Here is a 15,702-nt window from a genome sequence, read left to right as displayed (position 1 = left end):
AGTCAGCAGCCACAAATGCTGTTTCGAGCCCAGACCACCAGCTTGCGGTTTCGCCGGTTAAGGCGCAGATTTGCGCCATGCCATCAATTCCGACCGAACCCAAACTCCGCCTTCGCCTGTATTTCAGCCCTGACGAGATGATCGGCCCCGGAAAGGCGGAGTTACTGGAAAGGATCTCCCGCACCGGGTCAATCGCTGCAGCCGGGCGAGAAATGGGAATGAGCTACAAACGCGCATGGCAGCTTGTTGAGACGATGAACGCGATGTTTCGTGACCCAGTGGTCGTCAGCACCCGCGGAGGACCAAGGGGTGGCGGGGCTCAAGTGACGGATATGGGGCTAAAAGTCCTGTCCGAGTACAGAGCATTGGAAAGCAAGGCACGCTCGGCCGGCGCGGAGCATGTCGGTCAGTTGGCAAGCTTGCTGAACGATCCGAAATCTGACACGTGAACACGCAGCAATTTACAGCGCCACCACATTTTACTTGCGATACAGCGAACTTCACCGATATTTCCGTGTGAACATATCGAACCTCCACGGGTGCTTTTTGTGAAAAGCCGCTTCTTCTTCCTGATACTCATACGCCGTCAGCTGACAGTGCTGGCGCTACTGCTGACGTGCTTTGCCGGAACTACGGCTGCTGCTGAGCCGGTCACGGTGTTCGCGGCGGCCAGCCTCAAGGGCGCGCTGGAAGATATTGCCAAAAAGTTCGAAGACCAGAGCGGGCATACGGTAACAATTTCTCTGGCTGGCTCCTCATCACTAGCGCGACAGATCGGGCTTGGCGCTCCGGCCGACATTTTTATTTCCGCAAATACCGGGTGGATGGACTGGCTGGAATGCCAGAACCGGATTGCACCGGACACCCGGTTTGACATGGTCGAAAATCGGCTGGTCCTGATCGGGTCGAACCCGGAAACGCCTGTTCTTGGCCAGCTCACACCGGATTTCGATCCCGCTGCATTGCTGGATGGCGGCTATCTGGCAATGGCACTGGTCGATGCGGTCCCGGCCGGGATATATGGCAAGGCTGCCCTGACGCATTTCGGCCTGTGGGACTCTGTGGCGGGTCAGGTGGCGCAAGCCGACAACGTGCGAGCCGCCCTTGCTCTGGTTGCCTCAGGCGAAGCTCCCTTGGGCATCGTCTACGAGACTGATGCGGCTGCGGATCCAAGGGTTCGGATCCTCGGCACCTTTCCCGCCGACAGCCACCCGAGGATCCGGTTTCCAGCTGCGATGGTGTCGGGGCAGCATACCGCGGCGGCGCAATCCCTGCTTGCGTTTCTGGCAAGCGACGATGCACGGTCAATCCTGACCCACCACGGGTTTCTGCCGCCAAAGGAGTAGTGGATGGACTGGCTTGGACCCGAGGAATGGCAGGCAGTTTCCCTTTCACTCAAAGTGGCTTTGTGGGCAACGCTGGCAACCTTGCCCTTGGGTGTCCTCGTCGCCCACGCCCTCGCCAGATGGAGTTTTCCCGGCCGCCAACTGCTCAACGGTCTGGTGCACCTGCCGCTGATCCTTCCTCCCGTGGTAACGGGGTATCTGCTTTTGTTGGGCTTCGGGACACAAGGCCCGATTGGCGGGCCCCTGCAAGAACTCGGAATTGTTTTTGCCTTTCAATGGACCGGTGCCGCGCTCGCGGCTGGCGTAATGGCGTTCCCGCTTCTGGTTCGGGCCATTCGCCTGTCGATCGAGGCCGTGGACCCCAAGCTGGAACAAGCGGCATCCACTTTGGGGGCATCCCGGTTCTGGGTTTTTGCCACGGTTACGCTGCCGCTGATCCTACCCGGAATTCTGGCGGGGGCGGTTCTGGCCTTTGCGAAGGCGATGGGAGAGTTCGGCGCCACAATCACTTTTGTATCGAACATTCCGGGCCAGACGCAAACGCTGCCTTCAGCGATTTACGCGTTCCTTCAGGTGCCCGGAGGTGAGGACGCGGCCCTGCGGCTGGTTTTGATCTCGGTGGTGATCTCGATGGCGGCACTATTGGTTTCGGAGCTGCTGGCACGGCGGCTTGCGCGAAAGGTTCACGGAACATGACGCTCTCGGTCTCCCTGCGCCATGATCAAGGCGCCTTCACGCTGAACGTCGCTTTCGAAGCGCCTCCGGGGGTTACGGTTCTGTTCGGGCAATCAGGTTCCGGAAAGACCACCGTTGTGCAGGCTGTCGCCGGCCTGTTGCGGCCTGAGACCGGTCAGATTGCAGTCGGCAACCGGGTCTTGTGCGATACCGAGAAGAATCTCTGGCTACCGCCTCACCGCAGGCGGCTGGGATATATCTTTCAGGAGGGAAGACTGTTTCCGCATTTGACGGTCCGGCAAAATTTGTTGTTCGGCCAGTGGTTTGCGCGCAAACGGTCAAAAGGTGGAGAATTCGATCGCGTGGTTGAAATGCTGGGCATCGGTTCGCTGCTGTCACGGCGTCCCGGCTTGTTATCAGGCGGTGAGAAACAGCGTGTCGCGATCGGCCGCGCCTTGCTTGCAGGACCCGAGTTGATCCTTGCCGACGAACCTCTTGCAGCGCTGGACGAGGCCCGCAAAGCCGAGATCATGCCCTACTTTGAACGGCTGCGGGACGAAGTATCGGTTCCGGTTCTCTATGTCAGCCACTCCCTCTCCGAGGTTGCACGTTTGGCCACAACCGTCGTGGCGCTGGAGGGTGGAACGGTTGCCCGACAGGGGCCGGCAATGGAGGTGCTCAGCGACCCAATGTTCACCCCCGACGGGATCCGTTCGGTCGGAGCCATGCTGGAGGCTACGGTCAAGACCCATCACGATGACGGGTTGACCGAACTTGAAGCAGGAGGGCAGTCATTGTTCCTGCCCCGCGTTCCGCAGGCACCCGGCGCGTTGATCCGTATCCGCATCGCAGCCCAGGGCGTTATCCTTTCGCGCAGCAGGCCCGACGGATTATCGGCCTTGAACCAACTGCCCGGACAAGTTGAACATATCAGAGCGGGTGATGGCCCGGGAGCCATTGTCTCGGTGGAAACACCGGCCGGACGTGTTCTGGCACGCATTACCCGCCGGTCGGCAGAGGCCTTGGAGTTGTCCGAAGGGGTCGAATGCTGGGCGGTGATCAAGAGTGTGTCGATTGCGCGCGGCGATGTCGGCGGTTTTGGCTGAAGCCCGTCAGCCACCTTAGCCATTTCTTAAGTTCATGGTTTACTGATTTTATTGTGCCTTTCGACCTCACTGAGGAAAAAGAACATGTATCAGATGCTTAACGGTTTACTCCTCATTACTCTGGATCCCCTAAGGTTACTCGAAGCGGGTGTACGGCAAAACAGAAGCTGACATTGAAGAAGACTGCCGTGAACGGCAGCAAGTAGCCCGAACCACTCATTGATTGAGTATGCAGCATCCTACGCAAGGAACGGGAAGCGGACCTTCGATAAGAAGTGCATAGAAGTCTCTATTGCGGGCCTTGCTGGCGTTGGTTGCAGCGCACCAATCGAACACATGAAGAGCGACCGATAAAGCAACGTAGCGCACTATAGCGACGTGCGAGCTGGTGTTGGAATGTCCATGCAATTTGACTTCGGTAGTGTTTTCATTGACTCGAATTCAAAAGACGTTTGCTAATTCTTTAGGGGAACAAAAAAGATGCCTTATGGATTCCGCTGTAGCTCATTTTTGAACATGTGTTTTGCAGTTTCTGCAATGTGTCTTCCGTTTCTTTCCCCCACGATTGCTTCTGGTAAGTAGACCGCTTTCGAAAAGGCATACGACCCTGAAAGCAAGATTATCAGACTGAATCCGGATGATCCTACCGGAGACATTTTGTTCCAAAAACGCGATTTCTCGAAGGACAAAAGGGACCCCGCCCCATCAATATTCAGCGTACCCTGGCCGGACTGGCATGGCACGGAATACCAACGTTCTTTCGGCTTCCTGTTGCCTTGACACCAGAGGACTTAAAGGCGGGGAATGTTGAGGTCGCAATCATGGGCGTGCCTATGGACAACGGCGGCTATGGCAGGGTCGGAACGAGTTGGGCAGCTCAGGCTGTCCGAACGGCAGAAGTTATCCTGCCTTGGGGTCCCAGCGGGGTTTCAACGGAAACGCAGGTCGATCCGTTTGCCGATCTTGTCATGGTCGACTACGGCGATATTCCCGTAGATGCCATGAGTATTGAAAGAAGTTTGGGGTCTATTCGCGAAACCGTCCGCGAAGTCGCCGAAACGGGAGCCATTCCCATTATGGTCGGCGGCAACCACTCGATCATGTACCCGCACGTTCTGGGTGTGACCGATGACTACGGCAAGAAAAGCATGACGATCATTCATGTCGATGCGCACACCGACATGAGTTCGGAGAACCTTGGCCATTATGTCACCATAGGGAACATGGTTAAATTGTCCGTCGAAGAAGGTCTTGTCGATGGGAAACACATGATCTCGGTTGGGCAGCGGGCGCCTGGTTATGGCCCCGACAAACTGGCGTGGTACCGTGAAAACAACGTGCGCATCTACTGGCAGGGCGAGTTTGAAGATCGCGGTTTTCGCAATGTTCTCATGGACGTCGTTGAAGACATCAAAGCTGGCCCGGGCAAGATCTATCTGTCCGTTGACATCGACGTTCTAGATCCTGCTGCGGCTCCCGGAGTAACTGCGCCTGTGCTGGGTGGCTGGACGACGCGACAGTTGGTCGAGTTCATTCGAACCGTCGCTGTTACAGGCGACATCGTGGGAGCCGATTTTGTTGAATACAATCCGTTGGTGGACGACCGTGGGCGCACAACGGCCTTGATTACCAACAACATGATCCGCGAATTGCTGAATGGGATCGCACTTCGGAAAAATGGCATTCGCGAGCCGCACTACTACCACCCCGACATCCTCGGGGGAAACAGAAACTAGGTAGCCGGTGTCTTAGGAAATTGTTTTTACAGGAATCTCCGAGCCACCGCCATGAAGCTCCTCGGAAATTCGCCTCTTGAAACGGCCCAAACCATGGCTGGTTGTTTGCCAAGATTGCGCAAACTGCGCGTCTGCTTTTTGGCAACCTGTAATCCGAAGAGGCCCCGGTCTCCGCCAGCGTCGCCGCGGTAGATCCAGGTCAAGCCGGTCGTTAGCATCATCTTGGTCCCAGGTCTGCCAATGGACGAAAGCGCCATTTGGCTTGACCAGTGGCTAGGTCCGCAAAGTCCGCACAGGAGACCTTGTGACGGCTGTTTCCAGACGTCTGCCTTGTGACAATTAAACCTAGGACACCGACCGGTGTTTTCGCTGGCAGCGCAACTATCCTCCTAGCCTGCTGGCCAGCTTCTCCCATAACGTACCTAGTGCTTGTCCCACGAAGCTTAACAAGCTGAAAATAAAAGGTAAAAAGATGAACCGCCGTTAACCATTCCTAAACACCTGCTTGGCTATTCAGTCCTTGTTAACCAAACTACAGGGCATCTCATGATCGCACGTGCCTACTCCGTTGCCTTCCAAGGGGTCGAGGCACGCTTGGTCGAAGTGCAATGCGCGGTCAGCCCCGGCTTGCCAGCCTTTTCGATTGTGGGACTGCCCGACAAAGCCGTGTCCGAAGCAAAGGATCGTATCCGAAGCGCGCTCTCGGCAATGGCTATCGCGCTGCCTTCAAAGCGGATCACCATCAACCTTTCGCCAGCTGATCTGCCCAAGGAGGGCAGCCATTTCGATCTGCCAATTGCGCTAGCCCTGCTTGCGGCTCTCAGTATCGTTCCCCCTGACATTGCCGAAGCAACGGTCGCCTTGGGTGAGCTGTCATTGGATGGGTCCCTCGTTACCGTACCCGGCGCATTGCCGGCGGCAATGGCGGCAGCTCAGGCGGACCGCGCTCTGCTCTGTCCCGAAGGATCGGGCTCAGAGGCTGCATGGGTCGACGCTGCACAGGTCATCGGTGCGGCAAGCCTGAGCGATGCCGTTCGGCATTTCCTTGGGCAGACACCGATTGCACCCGCCTGCCCCGGTGAAGTTGTGGCTGATCCTGCCTGCCGTGATCTGCGCGATGTAAAGGGACAAGAACGTGCAAAGCGAGCATTGGAAATCGCGGCAGCCGGACGACACCATCTGATGATGATCGGCACGCCGGGGTCCGGCAAGTCGATGCTGGCCCAGCGCCTGCCCGGCGTGTTGCCGCCGCTCAGCCCAGCCGAAGCATTGGAAACCTCAATGATCCATTCGCTCAGCGGGTTGCTGGACGAAGGCGGCATCAGCCGCACGCGACCGTTCCGAGCCGTGCATCACACCGCCTCGGTCGCATCAATTTCGGGCGGAGGTCGTGGCGCCAAACCCGGCGAGGTTTCACTGGCGCATAACGGTGTGCTGTTTTTGGACGAATTGCCGGAATTCCAGCGACCGGTGCTTGAAACATTGCGCCAGCCGATCGAAACCGGAGAGATCACCGTGGCACGGGCCAACGCCCATGTAAGATACCCCAGCAGGTTCATGCTGGTGGCCGCGGCTAACCCCTGCAAATGTGGATATCTCAGTGATCCCGGCCGTGCCTGCTCGCGCGCTCCGATCTGCGGCGAGGACTACATGTCACGGATTTCAGGGCCGCTTATGGATCGGTTTGACCTGCGCATCGAAGTTCCGCCGGTGCGTTTCACTGACCTTGATCTACCCACGAACGGAGAGGCGTCTGCCATGGTGGCCGCGCGGGTTGCGGAAGCACGGAAAATTCAGGCCGACAGGTTTCGCGATCACGACGGTGTTTTTCTCAACGCTGACGCAGAAGGAGAAACCCTGAAACAGGTGGCCAATCCCGATGCGGAAGGGCGTGACCTGCTGCTGCGGGCAGCTGAACGATTCGGATTATCTGCGCGAGGGTATCATCGTGTCTTGCGGCTGGCGCGTACGATTGCCGATCTGGAAGGCTCGGCCAATGTGACCCGGCCCCACGTAGCCGAGGCGATCAGCTTTCGCCTGAACCCGGGTGCTGTCTGCTGATCCAGCGCGCAAGCTCTGCCAAGGTCTGCCGACCTTCGGGCAGCATACGCCAGAAAAACGGCCAGACATGTGGCAGGTTCTGCTCTATCCGTTCGGTCACCTCCCCACCGTGATGCCGCAGGCGCGCAGCCAACCGGCGGGTGTCATCCAGAAGAACTTCGCTGCTGCTGGCTGCAAGCCAAACAGGTGGAGGCGATGGATACTCCGCAAACAGCGGGGACGCCTGTGGGTCGAACGGATCTGCGGAACCAAGATACATTTCAGCCAGATCCTGCGCCCGTTTGGCCGGCAAAAGGGCTTCGCGGTCTGCGTTGCGGGACATACTTTCACCGGAAAAGGTCAAATCTGAAACCACCGACAGGCCATAGGCCGCAAGCGGCGGCAGCCCCGACTTGCAAAGATCAGCCAGCAGTCCGAATGCCAGCGCCCCACCTGCGCTGTCTCCGCCAAGAACGATCCGTTCCTGTTCGATCCCGCCGGCGATCAGGCTGTGCTGCGTCTCGCGCAAATGATTCCGAGCAGCCGGAAACGGCGCTTCGGGGGCCAGAGGATAGGCCGGGACCATCACCGGTGCTCCGACAAGGCACGAAAGGTGGCCCAGCATAGGGGCGTGCGTGCGGGGGCTTCCAAGGATAAAGGCCCCGCCGTGGATATGAAACAGTGTCCCTCCACGCCGGCCGAACTCCGACAGATCGGGAGGATGCAGCACCCACCCCGGATACCCGCCCGGCAGTGATTTCTCGACCTTCACGCGGCGCGGCACATGCATCCAGAATCGCACGCGGCGCTCGAAACCCCGGCGCAGGGCCTTGGGGTCCGTTGCCCTTTCCAACAAAGGTTTTTCGAACCGCAGCAGAGCCGCGTTAATCCAGCGACGTTGCCAGCTCATACCAACCGGGCTTCGATTGCCTCCCAGATCTTCTGGGCGATGTTCACCCCGTCGAACCGCTCCAGTTCCTGAATGCCGGTCGGCGATGTGACATTGATCTCGGTCAGGTAGTCGCCGATGACATCAATCCCGACAAAGATCTGCCCTTTCTCACGCAGTAGTGGACCAATGGCGGCGCAGATCTCGCGGTCGCGATCACTCAGGCCGATCTTTTCAGGCCGACCGCCCACATGCATGTTCGACCGGGTTTCGCCTGCGGCCGGAACGCGATTGATGGCGCCGACCGGCTCTCCGTCGACAAGGATCACGCGCTTGTCGCCATTGCTCACATCCGGCAGAAATTTCTGCACAATCAGTGGCTCGCGGGAAAAGCCGGTGAACAGTTCGTGCAGGGAAGTCAGGTTCCGATCATTCGCGTCTAGTCGGAACACTCCGGCCCCTCCATTGCCATACAGCGGCTTGAGAATGATGTCGCCATGCCGTTCCTTGAACGCCTTGATGGTCTGCAGATCCCGCGCAACCGTAGTTGGCGGTGTCAGGTCCGGAAAATCCAGCACCAGCAGTTTCTCAGGATAGTTGCGCACCCAGAAAGGATCGTTAACCACCAGAGTCTGGCCCCTGAGGCGATCCAGAAGATGGGTGGAGGTGATGTAATGCATGTCGAAGGGGGGATCCTGCCGCAACCAAACGACGTCCATCTCGGCCAGGTCGACTTCGCGTTCGGGGCCAAGCACTGCCGGTGTACCCGCCACCCGCTGAACGGACATATCGTGGCCACGCGCTGTGATATGCCCTTCCTGATAAGCCAGGTGGTCCGGGCCGTAGAAAAACAGCTCGTGCCCCCTTGCCTGAGCTTCTTCAGCAAGCCGAAAGCTGCTGTCGGCGTCAATATCCACGGCCCCGATCGGGTCCATCTGAAAGGCGATTTTCATGGCGGCTATCCCGGTTGTCGTCCCCAACTGCTTGCCGATACATGGCGCAGCCGCCGTCAGGGTTCAATGCCGTTCGCCAAATCCTTTCAGTTCAGGCCAAAGGCATTCTCGATAATGCGGAATTCTCCGGCCTCGTCGACAAGCGCAACGTCGAACCTGACATCAACGAATTGGGCGTTCGGTTGGGTGGCCATGAAATGCTCGGCCGAGGCGCATATCCGCTGCATCTGACGCCGCCCAAGGCGTTCGGCGGCGATGTCGAAACTGCCGCCCTGTTTGACTTCGACAAAAACGAAGGCAGTGTCGGATCTGGTGATCAGATCGATCTCACCGGCCGGGCCGCGCCATCGCTTGCGAGCGATGGAATAGCCGCGCCGCTCATATTCAATCGCTATTCGGTTTTCTGCCGCCTGACCCGCATGATAGGCCATTTGACCCCGGTTCCTACGCTGCAAGCGATCATTCCTTTCCCATCTTAAGGGCCATCTGGTAAACGGGCCGGCGCGCCACCCCGAACATGTTAGAAACGATGTCGGCGGCGTCTTTCACAGAATGGCTCTCCAATGCGTCTTTCAGGGCCGACTCTAGGTCCGATTCACTAACAGCTTCTGAATGCGCTCGGTCCACCAGCAGAACGATTTCTCCCTTTGGCGGCTTCTCTGCAATGGAAGACACCAGATCTGCCAGCGACCCGCGCCGGGTTTCTTCGAATTTCTTTGTCAGTTCCCGGCAAAGAGCTGCCTGCCGGTCTCCGCCTAAAACGTTCGCCATATCCGCAAGGCTCGCCGCAACACGCTTTGGCGATTCATAAAAGACCAGCGTGCCGGGAATGCTCCGCAAGTCCTGCAATCGGGAACGCCTGGCGCCGGCTGCATTGGGCAAAAAACCCGCGAAAAAAAAGGCATCCGTGGGCAAACCAGCCAGCGTGAGTGCCGTTAGAACAGCAGAGGCCCCAGGTGCTGCAGTGACAAGATGGCCTGCTTCGGAGGCTGCCCTGCTGAGGTCATATCCGGGATCGGCGATAAGTGGCATACCGGCCTCGGAAGCGTAGGCGACAGTCTGACCGTCTTCCAAGGACCCCAGAAGACGTGCACGCGCACCGGCACCACTGTGATCATGATATGAGACCACCTTGCGTCCTTCCAGCGGGACGCCGTGGATCTCGAGCAGGCGGCGCAGGCTCCGGGTATCTTCCGCGGCAATCACATCGGCAGAGGCCAGAATATCCAACGCTCGCAGTGTGATGTCGCGCGCTGTGCCTATCGGGGTGGCGACAAAGTACAGCCCCGGTGACAATCTGACCTTCTGGTGATTCAAAGCTGGACCCGTTCTCTGTGACGTTTATTATCGAACCCTGTCATACACGCGGCACTCAGAGGCCGCAGCAGGGAGAATTCATTTAGATGTTTGCCGTTTTCCGTCCCGCCCGCAAGGTGACCCGGCTGGCGCTGGGTTTGGCCGCTGCCGCATTTCTGGCTGCCTGTGATCCGGTCCCGACCGGAGGTGGTCCTTCGATCAACACGTCCAAGCCGGTGCCGGTGGCGCTGCTGGTGCCTCTGGGATCGGCACAATCCGGGGATGCCGTTCTTGCGCAAAGCCTTGAAAACGCCGCGCGTCTGGCGATCAGTGACCTGAGCGACGTCCAGATCGATCTTCGCGTCTATGATACGGCTGGCAATGCCGGCACAGCGTCGGCAGTGGCGGCACAGGCTGCGGATGAAGGTGCAAAGATCATCCTTGGACCGGTTTATGCACAGGCTGCGAATGCTGCAGGTCTCGCCGTGCTGAACAACAACATCAACGTGCTGTCCTTTTCGAACAACAGCAAAATTGCCGGCGGCAACGTCTATGTCTTGGGCAATACCTTCCAGAACACCGCCAACCGGCTGGCAAGCTATGCGGGACGCGCTGGCAAGGGCAATATGGTCATCGTGCACAGCACTGACGAAGCCGGCGAAGTCGGCCGGGCTGCAATCGCGCAGGCCATTGCCGGAGGCCGGGCAAGCAACGCCGGTGCCGTGCCATATGAACGCTCGCAACAGGGTGTGATCGACGCGGTTCCGAATGTGAAATCGACGGTCGAGGCAAGTGCGGCAAACTCGATCTTCTTTACCTCGACAACAGCGGGAGCGCTGCCGCTGTTCACGCAACTTCTGCCCGAAGCAGGCGTGTCTCCGCAGGAGATTCAATATATCGGCTTGACCCGGTGGGATATCCCGACGCAAACGCTGGCTTTGCCAGGTGTTCAGGGCGGATGGTTTGCCCTGCCTGATCCGGGCAAGGCTCAGCTGTTCCGCAACCGCTACGCCTCGGCATATGGTGGTTCACCGCATCCGATCGCTGGGCTGGCCTATGATGGCATTGCCGCAATCGGCGCTTTGGTCGGTGCCGGTCGGGAAGACGCGCTTTCGGGCGCAGCGCTGACCCAGAATGCTGGGTTTCAGGGTGTCGGCGGCATCTTCCGTTTGCGCGCGGATGGGACTAATGAAAGAGGGCTGGCCGTTGCCACGATCCAAGACAAACAGGTGGTTGTGATTGACCCTGCCCCACAAAGCTTCTCCGGTGCCGGATTCTGATCCGGCTACCCCACCACAGACTCAGCCAGCGCTGATCTGTGCGCCAGAACTGATCTTTGACCACGATGCGGTTGCCAACCAGATTTCGCTGGCGGCTGAAGACGCAGAAGACAACGCTGCTCTCCGCGCCGCCGTGGTCGATATCTTGCGTGACATTCAGAACGAGGGACGGGCCGCAATTGCTTCGGCTTTCGCCGAGCACCCGTTTGCCGCGAGACCGCTGACCCGGTCCTATACCTATCTCACCGACGGGTTGGTGACGGCGGCTCTGGACGTGGCATCAAACCTGCTCCATCCCCTGGCGAACCCCACTCAGGGCGAGCGGATCGCGGTCATTGCCGTGGGTGGTTATGGCCGGGGTGAAATGGCGCCGTTCTCGGATGTCGACCTGCTGTTTCTGACGCCCTACAAGGTTACCGCATGGGCCGAGAGCGTCATTGAATCGATGCTCTACATCTTGTGGGACCTGCGACTGAAGGTCGGCCACTCGTCGCGCACCATCAAAGACTGCCTGAGGCTTGGCGCAGAAGATTTCACCATCCGAACCGCCATGCTCGAACACAGATTCCTGGCGGGCCATGCACCATTGGCCGAAGAACTTGATACCCGCCTGAAGGCCGAACTGTTCTCGGGTTCCGAGCGCGAGTTCATCGAGGCGAAGCTGGAAGAACGTGACATCCGCCACCGCAAGCAGGGTGAGCGGTATATGGTCGAACCGAACGTGAAAGAGGGCAAAGGCGGGCTGCGCGATCTTCAATCCCTTTTCTGGATCGCCAAGTATATCTACAGTGTGCAGGACGTGGCCGAACTGGTGGATCTGGGCCTGTTTTCACCTGAAGAGTTCGATACTTTCGTTCAGGCCGAAGATTTTCTCTGGGCGGTCCGTTCACATCTTCACCTTGTCACCCGGCGCGCCACCGAGCAGCTGACCTTTGACCTGCAGGTCGAAGTGGCCGAGCGCATGGGCTACGAAGACCGTGCTGGACGCCGGGGTGTCGAGATCTTCATGCAGAGATACTTTCGGGAGGCAACGAAAGTCGGCGAGCTGACGCGGATCCTGCTGACCAAGCTCGAAGCCGCTCACATGAAGGGCGCTCCTCTTCTGGAACGGATCTTTCGCCGCAGGCGGCGGGTCAAACCCGGCTACAAGGTCGTTCACGGCCGTCTTGATGTGAGCGATCCCGAGACATTTCTTGCCGACAAGGTGAATCTGCTGAGGTTGTTCGAGGAAGGGTTGCGCACCGGAATGTTGATCCACCCGGACGCAATGCGGCTGGTGACGGCAAACCTGGACCTGATCGACGAAGACATGCGCAATGACAAGGAGGCGCGCCGGATCTTCCTTGATCTCATGCTCAAACACGGAAACCCAGAACGCGCGCTTAGGCGCATGAACGAACTGGGTGTGCTTTCAGCGTTCATTCCCGAGTTCGAACCGATCGTGGCGATGATGCAGTTCAACATGTATCACAGCTATACTGTGGACGAGCACACGATCCAGTGCATCATCAATCTTGCCCAGATCGAAAAACGCGAACTGATAGAAGAACTGCCGCTGGCCTCGTCCATCCTCGAGGGCGGTGTGAACCGCAAGGTGCTCTACGTGGCGCTTCTGCTGCATGATCTCGGCAAAGGTCGGCCCGAAGACCATTCCATTCTCGGAGCCCGGATCGCGCGAAAGGTGGCCCCGCGGCTCGGTCTCAACAAGTCGGAAAGCGAAACGGTCGAATGGCTGGTACGCTATCACCTTCTGATGTCGGACATGGCTCAGAAGCGCGACATTTCCGATCCGCGCACGGTTCGGGATTTTGCCAAGGCTGTTCAAACGGTGAAACGGCTGGATCTGCTCACCGTATTGACCGTGTGCGATATACGTGGCGTCGGCCCGGACACGTGGAACAATTGGAAGGCAACGCTGCTGAGGGGGCTGCATGCCTCGACAAAGGCCGCCTTGGAGACCGGTCTGGAAGCCATCAACCGCGAAGGTCGTGGCAACGAGGCCAAGAAGGCCCTGCGCGAAAAGCTAAACGATTGGTCCAAACCGGCACTCAAGGTCGAGACCGGCCGACATTATGACCCCTACTGGCAGGGGCTGAACGTGGACACGCATGTCGAGTTCGCCGAAATGCTACGGGAGCTGACCGAGACCGACGACCCCGGCTCTGTTCAGGTCCGGTTGCATCCCGACGAAGAGCGTGATGCCACACGGGCCTGTTTCGCCATGGAGGACCATCCCGGCATCTTCGCACGCGTAGCCGGTGCGCTCGCTTTGGTCGGCGCCAATGTCGTCGATGCCCGCAGCTATACGACCAAGGACGGCTATGTGACCGATGCGTTCTGGATACAGGACGCCGAGGGCCGCCCATTCGAGGTCTCGCGTCTGCCGCGGTTGAGCCAGATGCTGCACAAGACCCTCAAAGGCGAAGTCGTCGCCCGTGATGCCCTGAAATCCCGCGACAAGATCAAGAAACGCGAGCGAGCGTTCAACGTGCCAACTCATATCACTTTCGACAACGAAGGTTCCGAGATCTATACCATTATCGAGGTCGACACCCGCGACCGGCCCGGCCTTCTTTACGATCTCGCCCGCACACTTGCCGGGGCCAATGTTTATGTCGCCAACGCGGTGATCGCGACCTATGGCGAACAGGTCGTAGACAGTTTTTATGTAAAGGATATGTTCGGGCTGAAATACCATTCGGAAGCCAAACGCAACGCTCTTGAAGCCAAGCTGCGAAAGGCAATCACCGAAGGGGCCGAGCGCGCGCACGCATGAAACCGATCCGACTGATCTCAGGCTTTCTGACGGTGGGCATGTGGACGATGCTCAGCCGAATTCTCGGATTTGCCCGCGACATACTGATCGCCGGCTTCCTCGGAGCCGGTCCGGTGGCCGAAGCGTTTCTCGTCGCGTTCAGCCTGCCAAACATGTTTCGCCGCTTCTTTGCCGAAGGGGCATTCAACACTGCCTTCATCCCACTGTTTTCAAAGAAGCTGGAAACCGGAGACGAACCCGAGCAGTTCGCCCGAGACGCCTTCTCCGGCCTCGCGACCCTTCTCATCGGATTCTCGCTGTTGGCGCAGCTGTTCATGCCTTTTCTGGTGCTGGCAATGGCCAGCGGCTTTGCCGGGGATGAACGGTTCGATCTGGCCGTTACCTTTGGGCGGATTGCATTCGGCTATATCCTCTTTATCTCGCTGGCGGCCTTGCTGTCAGGAGTTCTGAATGCCGCCGGACGGTTTGCGGCAGCAGCGGCAGCTCCGGTTCTGCTGAACGTCATCCTGATCATGACATTGGCACTTGCGGAATCCGGGGTGCTGGAAGGGGTCGTAACGATCGGGGCGCTGGCGGCCCTGAACATCGACGGCGTGCATCACGGAACCATGCTGGTGTGGGGAACGCTTTTTGCCGGGATCGCGCAGATGGTTCTGGTCTGGATTGCCGCCAAACGTGCCGGATTTCATATCTCTCCGACCTGGCCGCGGCTGACACCGGACCTGAAGCGGCTGGCGGTGATCGCGGCACCTGCCATGCTGGCCGGTGGCGTCGTTCAGATCAATTTGCTGGTGGGCCGTCAGGTTGCCAGTTTCTTCGACGGCGCAATCGCATGGCTGTCCTATGCAGACAGGCTATATCAACTCCCATTGGGTGTGGTCGGTATCGCGGTCGGCGTTGTTCTGTTACCCGACCTGTCACGCCGGCTGGCCGCACAGGACGACGATGGCGCCCGGCACGCCCTGAACCGGGCTGGCGAGGTCTCGCTGGCCCTGACCATCCCGTCAGCGGTTGCATTGATCGTGATCCCGTTGCCGCTGGTGTCGGTCCTGTTCGAACGCGGAGCCTTTGGACCGGATGATAGCGCCGCGACGGCGCTCGCGGTGGCCATCTATGGCGCGGGGCTACCGGCCTTCGTGCTACAAAAGGTGCTTCAGCCTCTCTACTTTGCACGCGAAGACACCCGCACGCCCTTCCGGTTCGCTGTTGTTTCAATGGTGGTGAACGCCGTTGTGGCCGTGGGCGGTGCGCTTGTGTTGGGATATATCGGCGCGGCACTGGGAACGACTGTTGCCGCATGGGGCATGGTTGCTCTCTTGTCACGGGGTACCGCATCGATGGGCGAAGTCGCGCAATTCGACGACAGGTTCCATCGGCGGATCTGGCGCATTACAGGTGCGGCCTGCGGAATGGGAGTAGTGTTGCTGTTCGCGGGCTGGTTGCTGGCGCCTTGGCTCTACGCGCCAACCATTCGCTATGTCGCACTGGCCGCACTCGTCGGCATTGGTATCTTCAGCTATTTTGGCATCGGCCATGCCATCGGGGCATTTCGTCTGGCCGAATTCAAACAGGCGATGCGACGCGGGGGATAACGGCCAGCGCCGG

At 58.9% G+C, this 15,702-nt stretch carries 13 protein-coding genes; 9 read left to right on the top strand and 4 right to left on the bottom strand.

Features of this window, described 5'->3' with window-relative positions:
• The first annotated feature begins 77 nt into the window (after positions 1-77).
• From ACP15U_RS01295 to ACP15U_RS01270, 6 genes are all read left to right on the top strand, one after another.
• Positions 78-449, top strand: coding sequence for a winged helix-turn-helix domain-containing protein (locus ACP15U_RS01295; RefSeq protein ID WP_425043311.1), 372 nt, complete (start codon positions 78-80; stop codon positions 447-449).
• A gap of 99 nt (positions 450-548) precedes the next feature.
• Positions 549-1,346, top strand: coding sequence for a molybdate ABC transporter substrate-binding protein (gene modA / locus ACP15U_RS01290; protein ID WP_425043310.1), 798 nt, complete (start codon positions 549-551; stop codon positions 1,344-1,346).
• A gap of 3 nt (positions 1,347-1,349) precedes the next feature.
• Positions 1,350-2,042 carry a molybdate ABC transporter permease subunit gene (modB, locus tag ACP15U_RS01285; protein WP_425043309.1) on the top strand — a complete coding sequence of 231 codons (693 nt, stop codon included), beginning with the start codon at positions 1,350-1,352 and terminating at the stop codon, positions 2,040-2,042.
• The gene (gene modC / locus ACP15U_RS01280; protein WP_425043308.1) at positions 2,039-3,127 is read left to right on the top strand and encodes a molybdenum ABC transporter ATP-binding protein; all 1,089 of its coding nucleotides are present in this window, start codon (positions 2,039-2,041) and stop codon (positions 3,125-3,127) included. The genes modB and modC overlap by 4 nt, the downstream gene beginning before the upstream one ends.
• 821 nt (positions 3,128-3,948) lie before the next feature.
• The gene (locus ACP15U_RS01275) at positions 3,949-4,863 is read left to right on the top strand and encodes an agmatinase family protein (protein ID WP_425043307.1); all 915 of its coding nucleotides are present in this window, start codon (positions 3,949-3,951) and stop codon (positions 4,861-4,863) included.
• Between the two features lie 546 nt (positions 4,864-5,409).
• Positions 5,410-6,924: a YifB family Mg chelatase-like AAA ATPase gene (locus ACP15U_RS01270; RefSeq protein WP_425043306.1), complete on the top strand. Its 1,515-nt coding sequence runs from the start codon at positions 5,410-5,412 to the stop codon at positions 6,922-6,924.
• Here ACP15U_RS01270 and ACP15U_RS01265 read toward each other — a convergent pair.
• The 4 genes from ACP15U_RS01265 to rsmI all read right to left on the bottom strand — a co-directional run bounded on the left by ACP15U_RS01265 (position 6,890) and on the right by rsmI (position 10,062).
• Complete coding sequence (locus tag ACP15U_RS01265; protein WP_425043305.1) at positions 6,890-7,813, bottom strand: alpha/beta hydrolase fold domain-containing protein; 924 nt, start codon at positions 7,811-7,813, stop codon at positions 6,890-6,892. The two genes, ACP15U_RS01270 and ACP15U_RS01265, sit on opposite strands and share 35 nt — an antisense overlap.
• Positions 7,810-8,745, bottom strand: a complete 936-nt coding sequence (gshB, locus tag ACP15U_RS01260; RefSeq protein WP_425043304.1) for a glutathione synthase — start codon at positions 8,743-8,745, stop codon at positions 7,810-7,812. The genes ACP15U_RS01265 and gshB overlap by 4 nt, the downstream gene beginning before the upstream one ends.
• An 86-nt stretch (positions 8,746-8,831) precedes the next feature.
• Complete coding sequence (locus ACP15U_RS01255; RefSeq protein WP_425043303.1) at positions 8,832-9,176, bottom strand: YraN family protein; 345 nt, start codon at positions 9,174-9,176, stop codon at positions 8,832-8,834.
• A 28-nt stretch (positions 9,177-9,204) separates the two neighbouring features.
• Positions 9,205-10,062: a 16S rRNA (cytidine(1402)-2'-O)-methyltransferase gene (gene rsmI / locus ACP15U_RS01250; protein ID WP_425043302.1), complete on the bottom strand. Its 858-nt coding sequence runs from the start codon at positions 10,060-10,062 to the stop codon at positions 9,205-9,207.
• An 86-nt stretch (positions 10,063-10,148) separates the two neighbouring features.
• On the opposite strand from rsmI, the gene ACP15U_RS01245 reads away from it, so the two are divergent.
• The 3 genes from ACP15U_RS01245 to murJ are packed head-to-tail and all read left to right on the top strand — an operon-like array spanning position 10,149 to position 15,689.
• Positions 10,149-11,321 (top strand): penicillin-binding protein activator, encoded by a 1,173-nt coding sequence (locus ACP15U_RS01245; protein ID WP_425043301.1) that lies wholly within the window; start codon positions 10,149-10,151, stop codon positions 11,319-11,321.
• Positions 11,281-14,097, top strand: a complete 2,817-nt coding sequence (locus ACP15U_RS01240; protein WP_425043300.1) for a [protein-PII] uridylyltransferase — start codon at positions 11,281-11,283, stop codon at positions 14,095-14,097. Before ACP15U_RS01245 ends, ACP15U_RS01240 begins: the two co-directional genes overlap by 41 nt.
• The gene (gene murJ / locus ACP15U_RS01235; RefSeq protein ID WP_425043299.1) at positions 14,094-15,689 is read left to right on the top strand and encodes a murein biosynthesis integral membrane protein MurJ; all 1,596 of its coding nucleotides are present in this window, start codon (positions 14,094-14,096) and stop codon (positions 15,687-15,689) included. Before ACP15U_RS01240 ends, murJ begins: the two co-directional genes overlap by 4 nt.
• Positions 15,690-15,702 lie beyond the last annotated feature (13 nt).

Source organism: Primorskyibacter sp. S87, assembly GCF_049801055.1.
In the GTDB taxonomy this organism is placed as follows: domain Bacteria; phylum Pseudomonadota; class Alphaproteobacteria; order Rhodobacterales; family Rhodobacteraceae; genus JBNAGF01.
The sequence above is the reverse complement of the archived record's forward strand: the minus strand, read 5'-3'. Positions and strand labels throughout refer to the sequence as shown.

Excerpts from the sequence above, each read along its gene's own strand:
- ACP15U_RS01295 (WP_425043311.1), top strand. The coding sequence starts at position 78 with ATGCCATCAATTCCGACCGAACCCAAACTCCGCCTTCGCCTGTATTTC.
- modB (WP_425043309.1), top strand. The coding sequence starts at position 1,350 with ATGGACTGGCTTGGACCCGAGGAATGGCAGGCAGTTTCCCTTTCACTC.
- modC (WP_425043308.1), top strand. The coding sequence starts at position 2,039 with ATGACGCTCTCGGTCTCCCTGCGCCATGATCAAGGCGCCTTCACGCTG.
- ACP15U_RS01275 (WP_425043307.1), top strand. The coding sequence starts at position 3,949 with ATGGGCGTGCCTATGGACAACGGCGGCTATGGCAGGGTCGGAACGAGT.
- ACP15U_RS01270 (WP_425043306.1), top strand. The coding sequence starts at position 5,410 with ATGATCGCACGTGCCTACTCCGTTGCCTTCCAAGGGGTCGAGGCACGC.
- ACP15U_RS01265 (WP_425043305.1), bottom strand. The coding sequence starts at position 7,813 with ATGAGCTGGCAACGTCGCTGGATTAACGCGGCTCTGCTGCGGTTCGAA.
- gshB (WP_425043304.1), bottom strand. The coding sequence starts at position 8,745 with ATGAAAATCGCCTTTCAGATGGACCCGATCGGGGCCGTGGATATTGAC.
- ACP15U_RS01255 (WP_425043303.1), bottom strand. The coding sequence starts at position 9,176 with ATGGCCTATCATGCGGGTCAGGCGGCAGAAAACCGAATAGCGATTGAA.
- ACP15U_RS01245 (WP_425043301.1), top strand. The coding sequence starts at position 10,149 with ATGTTTGCCGTTTTCCGTCCCGCCCGCAAGGTGACCCGGCTGGCGCTG.
- murJ (WP_425043299.1), top strand. The coding sequence starts at position 14,094 with ATGAAACCGATCCGACTGATCTCAGGCTTTCTGACGGTGGGCATGTGG.